At 46.9% G+C, this 12,802-nt stretch carries 17 protein-coding genes and 1 riboswitch; of the genes, 4 read left to right on the forward strand and 13 right to left on the reverse strand.

What is annotated here, in order from left to right; all coding sequences use genetic code 11:
• Positions 1-119 precede the first annotated feature (119 nt).
• Positions 120-343: riboswitch (cobalamin riboswitch) on the reverse strand.
• A 124-nt stretch (positions 344-467) separates the two neighbouring features.
• From tatC to ABF86_RS08945, 12 genes are all read right to left on the reverse strand, one after another.
• Positions 468-1,244: a twin-arginine translocase subunit TatC gene (tatC, locus tag ABF86_RS08890; protein ID WP_074685029.1), complete on the reverse strand. Its 777-nt coding sequence runs from the start codon at positions 1,242-1,244 to the stop codon at positions 468-470.
• Positions 1,245-1,334: 90 nt separating this feature from the next.
• Positions 1,335-1,727, reverse strand: a complete 393-nt coding sequence (gene tatB, locus ABF86_RS08895) for a Sec-independent protein translocase protein TatB (RefSeq protein WP_074455816.1) — start codon at positions 1,725-1,727, stop codon at positions 1,335-1,337.
• Positions 1,728-1,812: 85 nt separating this feature from the next.
• Positions 1,813-2,046, reverse strand: coding sequence for a Sec-independent protein translocase subunit TatA (gene tatA, locus ABF86_RS08900; RefSeq protein ID WP_074685030.1), 234 nt, complete (start codon positions 2,044-2,046; stop codon positions 1,813-1,815).
• A gap of 19 nt (positions 2,047-2,065) precedes the next feature.
• The gene (locus ABF86_RS08905; protein WP_011634946.1) at positions 2,066-2,416 is read right to left on the reverse strand and encodes a histidine triad nucleotide-binding protein; all 351 of its coding nucleotides are present in this window, start codon (positions 2,414-2,416) and stop codon (positions 2,066-2,068) included.
• 1 nt (position 2,417) lies between these two features.
• Complete coding sequence (locus tag ABF86_RS08910; RefSeq protein WP_011634945.1) at positions 2,418-2,771, reverse strand: phosphoribosyl-ATP diphosphatase; 354 nt, start codon at positions 2,769-2,771, stop codon at positions 2,418-2,420.
• Positions 2,768-3,157 carry a phosphoribosyl-AMP cyclohydrolase gene (gene hisI / locus ABF86_RS08915; RefSeq protein WP_011634944.1) on the reverse strand — a complete coding sequence of 130 codons (390 nt, stop codon included), beginning with the start codon at positions 3,155-3,157 and terminating at the stop codon, positions 2,768-2,770. Before hisI ends, ABF86_RS08910 begins: the two co-directional genes overlap by 4 nt.
• A gap of 139 nt (positions 3,158-3,296) precedes the next feature.
• Entirely contained in the window at positions 3,297-4,073 is a 777-nt protein-coding gene (gene hisF, locus ABF86_RS08920) for an imidazole glycerol phosphate synthase subunit HisF (protein ID WP_074455817.1), read from the reverse strand.
• A gap of 89 nt (positions 4,074-4,162) precedes the next feature.
• Entirely contained in the window at positions 4,163-4,909 is a 747-nt protein-coding gene (hisA, locus tag ABF86_RS08925; RefSeq protein WP_011634942.1) for a 1-(5-phosphoribosyl)-5-[(5-phosphoribosylamino)methylideneamino]imidazole-4-carboxamide isomerase, read from the reverse strand.
• An 85-nt stretch (positions 4,910-4,994) separates the two neighbouring features.
• The gene (gene hisH / locus ABF86_RS08930) at positions 4,995-5,633 is read right to left on the reverse strand and encodes an imidazole glycerol phosphate synthase subunit HisH (RefSeq protein WP_011634941.1); all 639 of its coding nucleotides are present in this window, start codon (positions 5,631-5,633) and stop codon (positions 4,995-4,997) included.
• A 32-nt stretch (positions 5,634-5,665) separates the two neighbouring features.
• Positions 5,666-6,253 (reverse strand): imidazoleglycerol-phosphate dehydratase HisB, encoded by a 588-nt coding sequence (hisB, locus tag ABF86_RS08935; protein WP_011634940.1) that lies wholly within the window; start codon positions 6,251-6,253, stop codon positions 5,666-5,668.
• Positions 6,254-6,295: 42 nt separating this feature from the next.
• Positions 6,296-7,375, reverse strand: a complete 1,080-nt coding sequence (hisC, locus tag ABF86_RS08940; RefSeq protein WP_074685031.1) for a histidinol-phosphate transaminase — start codon at positions 7,373-7,375, stop codon at positions 6,296-6,298.
• Between the two features lie 39 nt (positions 7,376-7,414).
• Positions 7,415-7,699 carry a hypothetical protein gene (locus tag ABF86_RS08945; RefSeq protein ID WP_074685032.1) on the reverse strand — a complete coding sequence of 95 codons (285 nt, stop codon included), beginning with the start codon at positions 7,697-7,699 and terminating at the stop codon, positions 7,415-7,417.
• A 289-nt stretch (positions 7,700-7,988) separates the two neighbouring features.
• On the opposite strand from ABF86_RS08945, the gene ispH reads away from it, so the two are divergent.
• On the forward strand, positions 7,989-8,960 hold the full coding sequence (ispH, locus tag ABF86_RS08950) for a 4-hydroxy-3-methylbut-2-enyl diphosphate reductase (RefSeq protein WP_074455820.1): 972 nt from the start codon (positions 7,989-7,991) through the stop codon (positions 8,958-8,960).
• Between the two features lie 6 nt (positions 8,961-8,966).
• Here the strand turns inward: ispH and thiO are convergent, their stop codons facing one another.
• Complete coding sequence (gene thiO, locus ABF86_RS08955; RefSeq protein ID WP_011634936.1) at positions 8,967-10,076, reverse strand: glycine oxidase ThiO; 1,110 nt, start codon at positions 10,074-10,076, stop codon at positions 8,967-8,969.
• A gap of 179 nt (positions 10,077-10,255) precedes the next feature.
• On the opposite strand from thiO, the gene aroQ reads away from it, so the two are divergent.
• From aroQ to accC, 3 genes are all read left to right on the forward strand, one after another.
• Complete coding sequence (gene aroQ / locus ABF86_RS08960; protein WP_011634935.1) at positions 10,256-10,693, forward strand: type II 3-dehydroquinate dehydratase; 438 nt, start codon at positions 10,256-10,258, stop codon at positions 10,691-10,693.
• A 210-nt stretch (positions 10,694-10,903) separates the two neighbouring features.
• A complete protein-coding gene (gene accB / locus ABF86_RS08965) occupies positions 10,904-11,362 on the forward strand; it encodes an acetyl-CoA carboxylase biotin carboxyl carrier protein (protein WP_011634934.1) in 459 nt (152 codons plus the stop codon).
• Positions 11,363-11,433: 71 nt separating this feature from the next.
• A complete protein-coding gene (gene accC / locus ABF86_RS08970; RefSeq protein ID WP_011634933.1) occupies positions 11,434-12,792 on the forward strand; it encodes an acetyl-CoA carboxylase biotin carboxylase subunit in 1,359 nt (452 codons plus the stop codon).
• The last annotated feature ends 10 nt before the right edge of the window (positions 12,793-12,802 follow it).

Genomic DNA, 12,802 nt, shown 5'->3' on the forward strand with positions numbered 1-12,802 from the left:
TTCCTCCGCGCACACCCGCGCGATGATCGGGTTATAAACAGATTGCGGAGAAACAGCAGGGAACCTGACATAATTAAATGCCAGAAATAAGATCCGGTGCCGTGTATTGCCCTCCGCAATAACATGATATTGCTTCAGGCCGGTCTCCGGACTTGTGAGTGGATTTATTTCCTGATTCTGCGCCTTCCCGTGCCGGATGGCACAGTGGCGTGTGCAGAATATTGACTCATTTACCGTTGCGGGGGCAGTGTCGGCATTGCATTGTTTGATTCCAGTGCGCACCGACTTCCCGTTTCATCCCTCGTGCAAATGCATCTGGGACACCTCAAGCAAGGGAGTGGAGACTATAGCAGCGCTATGACCATGTCAAGAATGGTCCGGGAGGATGGTTCCGAAACTGGCTGGTAATTCTTCTGTGGTGCAGGGAGAATTTTGCTGTTGGTATGTGGTTGGTAAATTGGTTCTTGTTATTCGTTTTTTCCAGTATTGTCACGCTGATGCTGCATGGCGGGTGGCGCTGATTCCCGAGCGGATTGTTTCATCGACAGGGCAGCAAGGAGGATACCCAATTCATAAAGCAGATATAAAGGAATTGCCAGCAAGATCTGCGACATGACATCAGGCGGGGTGAAAATCGCGCCGATGATAAATGCACCAACCAGAACAAAGCGGCGGACGGATCTCATTTTTCCTATTGAAACGAGACCGGTACGGATGAGGATCAGTACGAAAATCGGTACTTCAAATGTGATGCCGAAAGCCAGGAACATTGATAATACGAAGTTGAGGTATTCGCTGATGTCAGTCATGACAGCGACACCTTCTGGCGCGAAATAGACGATGAATTCAAATACCAGTGGTAGTACGGCGAAGTAGGCGAATGCCATGCCTGTGAAGAACAGGAGGCTGCTGACGAATACCAGCGGCAAAAACAAGCGTTTTTCGTGGCTGTATAGGCCGGGTGCGACAAATGCCCAAACTTGATAAAACGTGTGTGGCAGGGTGACGAGAAATGCCACCATTAACGCAACTTTCATTGGGATGAAGAACGGAGTCACCACCTCTGTAGCAATCATTTGACCACCTTGCGGCAATTTTTCCAGCAAAGGAAAGGCCAGGAAACTGTACAGCTCTCGCGCGAAAAAAGCGCAGGGGAGAAAACCCAGAAATAATGCCAGCAGTGCTCGAATCAGCCGGGCACGTAATTCCACCAGATGCGAAATAAAAGTATTGTCATCATCCATCTGTTGCTGTGGTTTATCCTGTTGTTAAATTGAGTCGCTTAATAAAGAGGAGATTACTGGCAGTTTGCAGTGGTTGAATCACTGCAAAAACTAACTGCCCAGTTGCCGGGGTTCTTTAGGGGTTGATGAGGCGGCTGTCTCGGTATTCTCGGGTTCTGTTTTTCCCCCTGATTCAACTGCATGAGATTTTTTTTCGGGTATGGCTGTGGGCTGGGTATCTGCTATCTCCGATATTTTGTTTATTTCGCTGCGCACCGAATTCTCAAATGAATCGACGGTTTCATGCATGGAATCCCTGAGCTTCCTCAGGCTGTCCAACTCCATTTCTTCGTTCAAATCACGCTTTACCTGTTCGACATAACGCCGAGCCCGTCCCAGAAAATAACCTGCTGTGCGTGCAACTGCCGGCAATCGTTCTGGCCCGATGACAATAAGGGCTACAATTCCAACGACGATAAGTTCAGTGAAGCTGATATCAAACATTTGCAGGCTCGGATAGCATTGAATGCTGCTTCGAGATTATCCGGAAAATCCTGTTCCCGTGATTGTACAGAGCCATATTGCCAGATCACACCTTTGTGTGATCTTTTTCTTCTATTTCATTTTTGATTGAATGGCTGGTTACCTGTTGCTGTGAAGGAGGTGGTTGCGAAGATTCCTCTTCAGCACCCTTCATACCCTCTTTGAATCCACGAACGGCTCCCCCCAGATCGCTGCCAAGGTTGCGGAGTTTTTTGGTTCCGAATACCAGTACAACGATCGCCAGAACAACCAGCCAGTGCCAAATACTAAAACTTCCCATTATTTGCTCCTTAAGCGGATTAGCCGTGGTGAATCATGGCGGGTAGGCGGTCTTTCCCTCCAATAACATGAAGATGAAGATGGAAAATTTCCTGTCCTCCTACCCGCCCGGTGTTGATAATGGTTCGAAACCCATCTGTACATCCCTGGTCTGCCGCCAAGCGGGGAGCTAGCCACAGCATTTTCCCGAGTAGCTGCTGATGACTCAGGTCAACTTCATTTAATGATTCGATATGTTGTTTGGGTATCAGCATAAAATGCACAGGCGCTGCCGGATGAATATCATAAAACGCTATTGTTTCATCATCTTCATGGATTTTAGTGGCTGGAATTTCACCACGTACGATTTTGCAGAATATACAATCTTCCATATCATTCAGCCTTAGTTGGCTCAGGTTGGTTTTGAGATCGTGACAATTTCTCTTCGATACCGGATACTCCTTCTCTTCGCTCCAGTTCCGACAGTATAGCTTCCGGCGAGATGTCGTGCCTGGCAAGCATGATCAAGCAATGAAACCACAAGTCCGCTGTTTCATAAATAATCTGTTCTCTGTCATTGTCCTTGCAAGCCATGATAGTTTCAGCGGCTTCTTCAGCAATTTTTTTTAGCACTTTATCTTCGTTGCTGCTTAGCAGTTTTGCGATGTAGGAATGAGCAGGGTCGGCGCTCTTACGTGCTTCAATCGTCTGAGTCAGTCGCTGTAATATCGTTGAAGAGGAGGTCATTGGGTATAAATTTGTGATGGGTCTTTGATAACGGGCTCTGTGATTACCCATTCCCCATTTTTCAATTGGCGGAAAAAGCAGCTTTGCCTGCCTGTATGGCAAGCAATCCCCCCTTTTTGTTCCACACTGAGGAGGAGGACATCTTTATCACAATCCAGATGGATTGCCTGGACTATCTGGGTATGGCCGGATTCCTCACCTTTGTGCCACAGCTTCTTTCTGGAGCGCGACCAGTAAACTGCTTCACCAGTTTCGACAGTACGTTTGAGCGCGTCGCGGTTCATCCAGGCCACCATCAAAATCTTGCCGCCGTTTTCATCCTGTGCGATTACCGGGATGAGGCCGTCAACTGACCAGTTTATTGTATCAAGCCATTCATCTGTCATTAGCTGCTCCTTGTGTGCTGCTGCTTTCAGGGCGATCTTAACAGTTTCAGGAATACTTGCAAAATGTGGGAATACCGTAGGAAAAGCGGCTTCCATGGTAATTGTGGCGACTCAGAAGTAAAGATCGTGTTCCACTTTCTTACAGGCGGACTTCTATGCCGTGTGATAACAGATATTCCTTGGCCTGACGGATACTGAATTCGCCATAATGAAAAATACTGGCTGCCAGCACTGCATCAGCATGGCCTTGCAAAATACCATCCACCAGATGATCCAGGTTACCTACACCACCGCTGGCAATAACGGGTAAGTCTACTGCATCGGAGATTGTGCGTGTCAGAACAAGATCAAATCCGGAACGAGTGCCATCACGATCCATGCTGGTCAGCAGAATTTCTCCGGCACCCAAGGATTGTATCTTTTGAGCCCATTCAATCGCATCAAGCCCGGTTGGCTTGCGCCCGCCATGGGTGAATACTTCCCAGCGCGGAGATTCAGGGTTTCCGTCAGGTGTTTGCCTGGCATCAATGGCGATTACGATACACTGAGAACCGTAATGATCTGCTGATTCCTTGATCAGTTCCGGATTCAATACTGCGGAAGTGTTGATGCTGACCTTGTCAGCCCCCGCGTTCAGCAGCCGGCGCACATCCTCGGCCTTGCAGACGCCTCCTCCCACCGTTAGCGGGATGAAAACCTGTGAGGCGACCTTTTCCACAATATGCAGGATTAAATCGCGATTCTCCACGCTTGCAGTAATATCGAGAAAGACGAGTTCATCCGCTCCCTGCTCATTATAGCTGCGAGCAATTTCAACCGGATCTCCTGCATCCCGCAGAGAGACAAAATTGACACCTTTGACGACGCGCCCGTCCTTAATATCAAGGCAGGGAATAATACGTTTGGCTAATCCCATTGGTCAAAGTTATCAGAAATAAATTAGATAAAAAAAGAAGGGGATAAAAAGCACAAAGCCAGTGAGTTTCTGTGAGTGAGTGATGTCAATCACTTTGCTGAATCCAGCTGATCTGCCAAGGCTTGTGCTTCCTTGAAATCAAGGGAGCCCTGATAAATTGCCCGGCCGGTGATGACACCGGTGATTCCTTCGGACTGGACTTGGCACAATTTCCTGATGTCATCCAGGTTGGTCACACCGCCACTTGCAATGACGGGGATTGTCAGCGCTTGAGCGAGTTCCACAGTAGCTTCGATATTGAGGCCGTTGAGCATGCCATCACGACCGATGTCGGTGTGAATAATTGCTTCGACACCGTAATCCTGGAATTTTTTTGCAAGATCAATAACGTCATGGCCGGTTACTTTGGACCAGCCGTCAACAGCCACTTTTCCACCTTTGGCATCCAGTCCGACCATAATCTGACCTGGAAACGCATAGCAGGCATCGTGCAGGAAGCCAGGTATCTTGACCGCAGCCGTTCCAATGATTACGTAGCTGATGCCATTATCCAGATAGTACTCGACAGTTTCCAGATCGCGGATTCCTCCGCCCAGCTGGATTGGAATTCTTCCATCAATGGCTTCGACTATCGCGCGGATAGCTTCACCATTTTTAGGTTTTCCGGCAAAAGCACCATTAAGGTCAACCAGATGCAGCTGACGGGCTCCGTTATCCAGCCAGTGCAGTGCAACTGTTTCAGGGGTTTCTGAAAATACTGTGGCATCTTCCATGATGCCTTGCTTCAGGCGGACGCATTGTCCGTCTTTCAGATCTATAGCAGGAATAATCAGCATACGAAGTTATCGGGGTTAATGATCAGACTTGAAAAAAAATTGATAATACAATGGAAATGCTGGATAGGATAATGCTGGAATGTTGTTATGGTATCCATTTTAGGAAATTACTCAATAATGCCAATCCTGCGGAATGACTTTTCTCCGGGTGAAACTGGGTGGCAAAAATATTGTCTCTGGCAACTGCACATGTGAATGGGGTTGGATAGTTGGTACTACCCGCCACGATTCCTGGTTCATCTGTAGCTACGTAATAGCTGTGAACAAAGTAAAAGCGTGTGCCGGTATCAATTCTATCCCACAGTGGATGCGCCATAACCTGGTGAACCTGGTTCCAGCCCATGTGAGGAATCTTGAGTTTTGGGGTGTTGTTACCGGCGGTCTCACGCACGTCTAATTTTTTCACACTGCCTGGCAAAATACCCAGTGCTGAGGTATCGCCTTCCTCACTTTCCTTGAACAACATTTGCAGTCCGAGGCAAATGCCGAGAAAAGGTTTATTTTGAGCTGCTTCGACGACTACTTCACGCAAACCCTGATCATCCAGAGCCTCCATGCAATGAGGCATCGCACCCTGGCCCGGAACAACAACGCGTGAGGCAGATCGGATAACCTCCGGATCATTGGTAACCGTGACAACCGCAGATGAATCGACATATTCCAGTGCTTTGGATACCGATCTCAGGTTGCCCATCCCATAATCTACAACGGCAATCGAGTTCATGTTCGTATCAGATGTTCTGAGCGTTTTTTTACCTACAGCACGCCTTTGGTGGATGGAATAAGGTCATCGCAGCGTGGATCAATTGTTACAGCCATACGCAGTGCACGGCCGAATGCCTTGAAAATAGATTCAGCCTGGTGATGTGCGTTTTTACCGGCGAGGTTATCTATGTGCAGTGTCATCATGGCATGATTGACAAAGCCCTGAAAGAATTCCTGGATCAGATCGACATCGAAAGAGCCGATAACCGCACGTGTAAATGTGGTGTTGAACTGCAAGCCAGGCCTTCCGGACAAATCGATGACTACTCTTGACAAGGTTTCGTCCAGAGGCACATATGCATGACCGTAGCGAAATATTCCTTTTTTGTCACCAATGGCACGATTCAGTGCCTGACCCAGTGCAATGCCAATATCTTCCACAGTATGGTGGGCATCGATATGAAGGTCGCCTTTGGCTGCAACATTCAAGTCAATCATGCCATGGCGGGCAATCTGATCCAGCATGTGATCAAGAAAAGGAACGCCGCTATCCAATTCCGCTTTGCCCTGGCCGTCCAGGTTGATTGCTACGGTAATTTGTGTTTCCTGAGTGTTGCGAGTAACTTGGGCTTTGCGCATGAGTATTTAAATTTGAACGGAGTGTTTTGTTTAGTCTTCCGGTTAATTTTCAGCGATCAAATCTTGCAGTGTATTGCAGAAATAATCGTTTTCTTCGGGCGTGCCAACTGTTACACGGAGGCAATTTTTTAATAAGGGGTGGCTGTTGTCAAGGTTCTTCACCAAAATACGACGCTGCTGAAGTTGCTTGAAAACATGGCTGGCGTTGTTGAGCCGGAATAAAATGAAATTGGCATCAGAGGGATAGGCTTCAACACCTTTCAGACTTTCAAGAAAGATTCTTAATTTGGTTCGGGTTTGTTTAATTATGTCAGCCTGATGTTGTAGCGTATCGTAATGTTGCATGATTTTTTCTGCCATAAGCTGGGTAATTACATTGACATTGTAAGGCAGGCGCAATTTCTCCAGATGATACAGCCAGCTCGGCCTGCCGACCAGGAACCCGAGGCGAAGCCCGGCCAATCCCAATTTCGAAAGCGTTCGCATAACCAGTAAATTCGGATAATTTGGGAGTTTTTCAATAAAACTTTTCCCTGCAAATGGATGATAAGCTTCGTCTATTACAACCAGACCTTTGGATATTTGAATTATTTTATTCAGGGCGGCCTCGTCAAACAGATTGCCGCTGGGGTTGTTCGGGTAGGCCAAAAACAGAATAGCTGGCTGGTGGTGTGAAATTGCCGTGAGCATCATGTCAAGATCCAGCGAGAAATCTGGTCTTAACGGAATGCCGACATATTCCATATTTGTAAATGTAGCAATCATTTTGAACATGGCAAATCCGGGTTCAACAGTCAGTAGCTTTGCTCCTGGTTTTGCAGCTGCCAGCATGATGATTTGAATGATTTCATCTGAACCATTTCCCAGCATGATTTCCATTCCATCTGGAATAGATAGCGATGTTCGAAGCGTTTCTTTGAGTGCCGCGGCATGCGGATCAGGGTAGCGGTTGATATGCGCGCCTGCTGTAATCCAGGTAATCTCTTCACCCAAAAAGGAGGGGAGCCGATAGGGATTTTCCATTGCGTCCAGCTTGATCATGTCCTTCGCGGGCGGGACGTGGTAGGCTGATAGTGCAAGAATTTCCTGGCGGATAATCTGGTCAGGTGACAAAGAAGTCATGTATCAAAAAGAAGGAGAGATGTCGTACAATCCTGTCATTTACTTGGGATTGTTATCATCTTTATCTTTTCCACCAAAATAAAAGAGAACTGCGCTGATGACCACCACCGGGAAAACGACAAAATAACTTATCGCATACAGCGTGTCTTCATCGTGGCCGGTGCTGTTGATAATTTTGTAGCCATGCATTATTGCCACAAGGATTACGCCAATCAAGCCGACCAAGCGGTGGTTGAGCAGTTTTTTGTTTGTAATTATGTTTAGCCCGAGCGCAGCGAAATGCCCGACGAAATAAATAAAAGTATAAAAAATCAGTGCGCCCATCAGGAGTACTCAAATAAAACCATCAAGTTTTGAAGCTGGTTAAACACGTATGTCGTGAAATATTTTGAAAGTATACAGCCAGAGAGAAAGGATTTTAAGAAGTTTATATATAATGGAAGCTTAAGATTTAATTATCATCCTGTTTATAGCCTTATCAAATCGGGTGAAACGGGATAAAGATGAATGACGAGTATGTGTTAATAGGATAGGCTTCAGAGATGAAAACTGAAAACCCCTTCAGGATTATTTTATAATCAAACCTGTGCGTAAATCATGGAGAAATAGGCTGATGATCAAGGTGTTGCTTGCAAACCCGAGAGGGTTCTGTGCTGGTGTTGACCGAGCCATTGAAATCGTTGAACGTGCATTGACGATGTATGGCGCCCCCATCTATGTGAGGCATGAGGTTGTCCACAATCGTTTCGTGGTTGAAGATCTGGAGAAAAAAGGAGCAGTATTTGTAGAAAATTTGGAGGAAGTGCCGGAAGGGAGCATGCTTATCTTCAGTGCTCATGGTGTTTCCCACGAAGTAAGAAGAGATGCAGCCGCTCGCAAGCTGCAGATATTTGATGCTACCTGTCCGCTTGTTACCAAGGTACACGTGGAAGTGGCCAAAATGGACCGAGAGGGCAAGGAGATCGTCATGATCGGCCATCAGGGTCACCCTGAGGTTGAGGGAACCATGGGGCAGATCGAGAAGAAAAAAGGGACGATGTACCTTGTGGAAACAGCGGAAGACGTATCCGGACTACAGGTCAAGGATGAAGATAATCTGGCATATGTCACCCAGACAACATTGTCTGTTGATGATGCGGCGCGCGTGATTGAGGCACTGAAACGACGTTTTCCAAAGATTGTTGGCCCGAAAAAAGATGATATTTGCTACGCTACGCAAAATCGACAGGATGCTGTCAAAAAGTTGGTCAAGCTCTGTGATCTGGTGATTGTGGTGGGTTCGCCAAACAGTTCGAATTCAAATCGCCTTTGTGAGGTGGCCAGAAACGAGAATGTAGAAGCATATATGGTCGATCAGGCGGCACAGTTGCAGGAGAGCTGGCTGGCCAACAAGCAGTGTATTGGAATTACTGCAGGTGCGTCTGCTCCGGAGATACTGGTTCAGCAGGTACTGGAGCGTCTTGAGCAGATTGCGACAAAACAGTCGAATCAGGGTGTGGTGGTGGAAGAGCTGGCGGGAGTCCTTGAATCCGTAACATTCCCATTGCCAAAGGCTGAGCCAGCCGGTTTCAACAAGCATATCTGATTGAAATTACCCAGACAGATTCCATCCTTGCTGATAGGGTGTGGTATCAAAAGGTTGAGCTCGTTGCATGATCTCGTTTGTTAATATTTCTGCGCTGCCAGGGGCCATCGTGACGCCATAGCGAAAATGTCCGCTGTTGACATAAAGATTTTTAAGGAATGGATGTGCCCCGATGACGGGGATATTGCCAGGTGTGGCGGGGCGCAAGCCTGACCAGTGTCTTAGCGGCAACATATTACTCAGCTTTGGTAATATTTTTCCTGCCCATTTGGATAATTTGTCTTTCGCTTCCAGTGTAATGCGCTTATCGAATCCGACATCTTCGGTTGTGCTGCCGACGAGTAAATGTCCATCACGCCGGGGAATGAGATAAAGGTCTTGTTGCAATACGACAGAATGCAAAGGTTTTTCCGGGAATTTGTATAACAGTATCTGTCCTCGGATTGGTTTTATTTCAATATTCAACGCATATTCTCCAAGAATATTCCTGCTCCATGCACCGGCTGACAGGATGTATCGATCGGCAGAGAGGTTTTTATGTGGGACCCGGATGGATCTAACTTCCTGCCTGGTAGCATTCAGTTTCTGGACCTCGCAGTGTTCAATTATATTTCCACCGAGCTGTTTGACGCGTTTGCATAACGCTTGTGACAGACGTGGATTTCGAACTTGGGCGACGTCAGGAAGCAATAGTGCCTGATCAGCTTGCTGCTGGGTGCAATCGTAGATTCCCGGAGTTCTAGCATGGGTTGAAAGTGGAAATATCTGGTATGTCAACGGTGCCGCATGAGCAGCGCACCAGCTAACAGCTTCATCCAAGTCATAGGGTGGAAGAGCGAGAAGTCCGCATACGTGATATTCCGGATTAATTCCTGTAGCCGCGCTAAGTGCAGCAGTCCACTCTGGATAGAGTGATGTGCTGAAAGCGACGAGTCGGTTTATGGTGTCCGGATAGTTCCAGGGGCACAGAGGGGACAGAATGCCTCCGCCTGCCCATGATGCCTCGCAGCCAGCTTTGCGACGTTCAAGGAGCGTGACTGATGCCCCTTCTTCAAGTAATCGGAGCGCAGTGGCAAGACCGATAATCCCAGCTCCAATCACTATAAAATCACTCATTATTCCTATTGTCAGATGTTGTTTTATGAGAGATAAATAACGTGACCCCTGAATTGCTTGTTTTGTGATTTAATGAGGTTAAATATTCTTTAACTTCGGCGAAAACACATAAAAAACTGTACAATAATACGATAACACGCCATAATTAATTCGTGGAAGCGGATGGTTAATATAGTGTAATGGTTGCGAAAATCCTGGTTGTTCACGGTCCTAATTTGAATCTTTTAGGTAGAAGAGAGCCGTCCATTTATGGGCATACAACATTGGAAGATATTAACAGGAATCTGGTCGCGAAGGCGCAGGCAGCTTCTGTGGTGTTGGATACCTTTCAAAGCAATGCCGAGCATGAATTGATCGATCGTGTACAAGAAGCCATGAATGACGGCACTGGCTTTATTATCATCAATCCCGCCGCTTTAACACATACTAGTATAGCCCTGCGTGATGCCCTGGCTGCCACAAATCTGCCTTTTGTAGAAATTCATCTTTCCAATATCTATGCTCGCGAACATTTTCGCCACACATCCTATTTCTCGGATATTGCTGTTGGGGTTATCAGTGGATTGGGTGCTGCGGGGTATGAGCTGGCTCTGCAATTTGCTTTGGCCAGGCAGTAGTGTAAAACGGGGCATGACTCCAATATATTTGTCCTAAATCAGTTAAATTATTTTTTTACCCGGTGATCAATACAAATACAAATGACAAAGCAGACTTGATCAATTGATTTACAAGCAAATCAGTTACCAGCCATCATCAAAAGACGTAAAACTGCTATCCCTGAAGATAGATCAGGGCACTTATGAAAGGGATCTGCCCCGGAGGATAAAATGGATTTGAGAAAACTCAAGAAATTAATTGAATTAGTAGAGGAATACAGTATTACAGAGCTGGAAGTAACAGAGGGGGAAGAGAAGGTCCGTATCAGCAAATCCGTAACCATGACACAATCGGTGGCAACGGTTATGCCACAATATCAGATCCCTGTTCCGGTAGAGCCGGCAGCCCCCATAGCCAGTGAGAGCGATGTACAAGAGAAGCCAGGTTTGCCGGAAGGACATATTGTCAAGTCTCCCATGGTAGGTACTTTTTATCGCGCTTCGGCCCCGGGGGCCAAACCATTTGCTGAAGTAGGTCAGCAAGTAAAGTCCGGAGATACGCTATGTATCATTGAGGCCATGAAGCTGCTTAATGAGATCGAAACCGATCGGGGGGGCAAAATCAAAGCTATTTTGCCGGAGAATGGTCAGCCAGTTGAATATGGCGAGCCGTTATTTATTATCGAATAATAATCTTTCGAGAAATAATGCTCTGAATTTTCAGGAATCTATCCGGATCTGGTTTTCATCGTTTAATTTATATGTTTGAAAAAATATTAATCGCAAATCGTGGAGAAATAGCATTGCGCGTCCAGCGAGCGTGCCGGACTATGGGTATCAAGACCGTAGCGGTTCATTCGGAAGCGGATGCCGAAGCAAAATATGTCAAGCTGGCCGATGAATCAGTCTGTATCGGCCCGGCAGCTTCTGCGCAAAGTTACTTGAATATCCCCGCTATCATTAGTGCTGCTGAAGTAACGGATGCGGAAGCCATTCATCCGGGTTACGGTTTTTTATCCGAGAATGCGGATTTTGCAGAGAGGGTGGAAAAGAGCGGTTTTTTCTTTATCGGCCCCCGACCGGATACAATCCGGTTGATGGGAGATAAGGTCTCTGCAAAACACGCGATGCTGCAGGCAGGTGTTCCCTGTGTACCAGGCTCAGAGGGTGCGTTGCCGGATTCACTTGATGAAGTAAGGAAAATTATCAAGGAGATCGGTTACCCAGTCATTATCAAGGCAGCCGGAGGAGGTGGGGGGCGCGGGATGCGCGTCGTGTACACTGAAGCGGCGCTCTCGAATGCGGTGATTACAACGCGTAATGAAGCGCAGGCGGCATTTGGTAACCCGGTGGTTTACGCAGAAAAATACCTGGAAAATCCGCGTCATATTGAATTCCAGATACTGGCTGACGAATACGGCAATACCGTTCATCTGGGGGAGAGGGATTGCTCCATGCAGCGCCGTCACCAGAAGATTATTGAAGAGGCGCCGGCGCGAGGTATTTCGATCAAGTTGCGCAATCAAATTGGTGAGCGATGTGTCGAGGCTTGCAAGCGTATTAATTACAGAGGGGTAGGAACTTTCGAGTTTCTTTATGAGAACAATGAATTTTATTTCATTGAAATGAATACCCGGCTTCAGGTTGAGCATCCGGTGACAGAAGCCGTTACTGGTATTGACCTGGTTCAAGCACAGATTCGTGTGGCGGCAGGGGAAAAACTGTCAGTGCAGCAAAAAGATATTGTGACCAGAGGACATGCCATAGAATGCCGCATCAATGCGGAAGATCCCTATAAGCTGACTCCCTCAGCCGGACGTATTACACAGTACCATGCTCCAGGCGGTCCCGGGATCCGAGTCGATTCCCATATTTACCATAATTATCGCGTGCCACCTTACTATGATTCCATGATCGCCAAGGTAATTGCCTATGGTGACAATCGTGATCTCGCTATTGCGCGTATGCGTATTGCGCTTACCGAAATGATCATTGAAGGAATCAAAACCAATATTCCGTTACATCTGGATCTTTTGGCGGACTGTAACTTTGTATCCGATTCTGTCTCTATTCACTATCTTGAAAACAAGCTTGCACTGTATAACAAAAAAACGACTTGATGTGATCGTG

Source organism: Nitrosomonas sp. GH22 (assembly GCF_009833115.1).
GTDB lineage: Bacteria > Pseudomonadota > Gammaproteobacteria > Burkholderiales > Nitrosomonadaceae > Nitrosomonas > Nitrosomonas eutropha.

Excerpts from the sequence above, each read along its gene's own strand:
- tatC (WP_074685029.1), bottom strand. The coding sequence starts at position 1,244 with ATGGATGATGACAATACTTTTATTTCGCATCTGGTGGAATTACGTGCC.
- tatB (WP_074455816.1), bottom strand. The coding sequence starts at position 1,727 with ATGTTTGATATCAGCTTCACTGAACTTATCGTCGTTGGAATTGTAGCC.
- tatA (WP_074685030.1), bottom strand. The coding sequence starts at position 2,046 with ATGGGAAGTTTTAGTATTTGGCACTGGCTGGTTGTTCTGGCGATCGTT.
- ABF86_RS08905 (WP_011634946.1), bottom strand. The coding sequence starts at position 2,416 with ATGGAAGATTGTATATTCTGCAAAATCGTACGTGGTGAAATTCCAGCC.
- ABF86_RS08910 (WP_011634945.1), bottom strand. The coding sequence starts at position 2,771 with ATGACCTCCTCTTCAACGATATTACAGCGACTGACTCAGACGATTGAA.
- hisI (WP_011634944.1), bottom strand. The coding sequence starts at position 3,157 with ATGACAGATGAATGGCTTGATACAATAAACTGGTCAGTTGACGGCCTC.
- hisF (WP_074455817.1), bottom strand. The coding sequence starts at position 4,073 with ATGGGATTAGCCAAACGTATTATTCCCTGCCTTGATATTAAGGACGGG.
- hisA (WP_011634942.1), bottom strand. The coding sequence starts at position 4,909 with ATGCTGATTATTCCTGCTATAGATCTGAAAGACGGACAATGCGTCCGC.
- hisH (WP_011634941.1), bottom strand. The coding sequence starts at position 5,633 with ATGAACTCGATTGCCGTTGTAGATTATGGGATGGGCAACCTGAGATCG.
- hisB (WP_011634940.1), bottom strand. The coding sequence starts at position 6,253 with ATGCGCAAAGCCCAAGTTACTCGCAACACTCAGGAAACACAAATTACC.
- hisC (WP_074685031.1), bottom strand. The coding sequence starts at position 7,375 with ATGACTTCTTTGTCACCTGACCAGATTATCCGCCAGGAAATTCTTGCA.
- ABF86_RS08945 (WP_074685032.1), bottom strand. The coding sequence starts at position 7,699 with ATGGGCGCACTGATTTTTTATACTTTTATTTATTTCGTCGGGCATTTC.
- ispH (WP_074455820.1), top strand. The coding sequence starts at position 7,989 with ATGATCAAGGTGTTGCTTGCAAACCCGAGAGGGTTCTGTGCTGGTGTT.
- thiO (WP_011634936.1), bottom strand. The coding sequence starts at position 10,076 with ATGAGTGATTTTATAGTGATTGGAGCTGGGATTATCGGTCTTGCCACT.
- aroQ (WP_011634935.1), top strand. The coding sequence starts at position 10,256 with ATGGTTGCGAAAATCCTGGTTGTTCACGGTCCTAATTTGAATCTTTTA.
- accB (WP_011634934.1), top strand. The coding sequence starts at position 10,904 with ATGGATTTGAGAAAACTCAAGAAATTAATTGAATTAGTAGAGGAATAC.
- accC (WP_011634933.1), top strand. The coding sequence starts at position 11,434 with ATGTTTGAAAAAATATTAATCGCAAATCGTGGAGAAATAGCATTGCGC.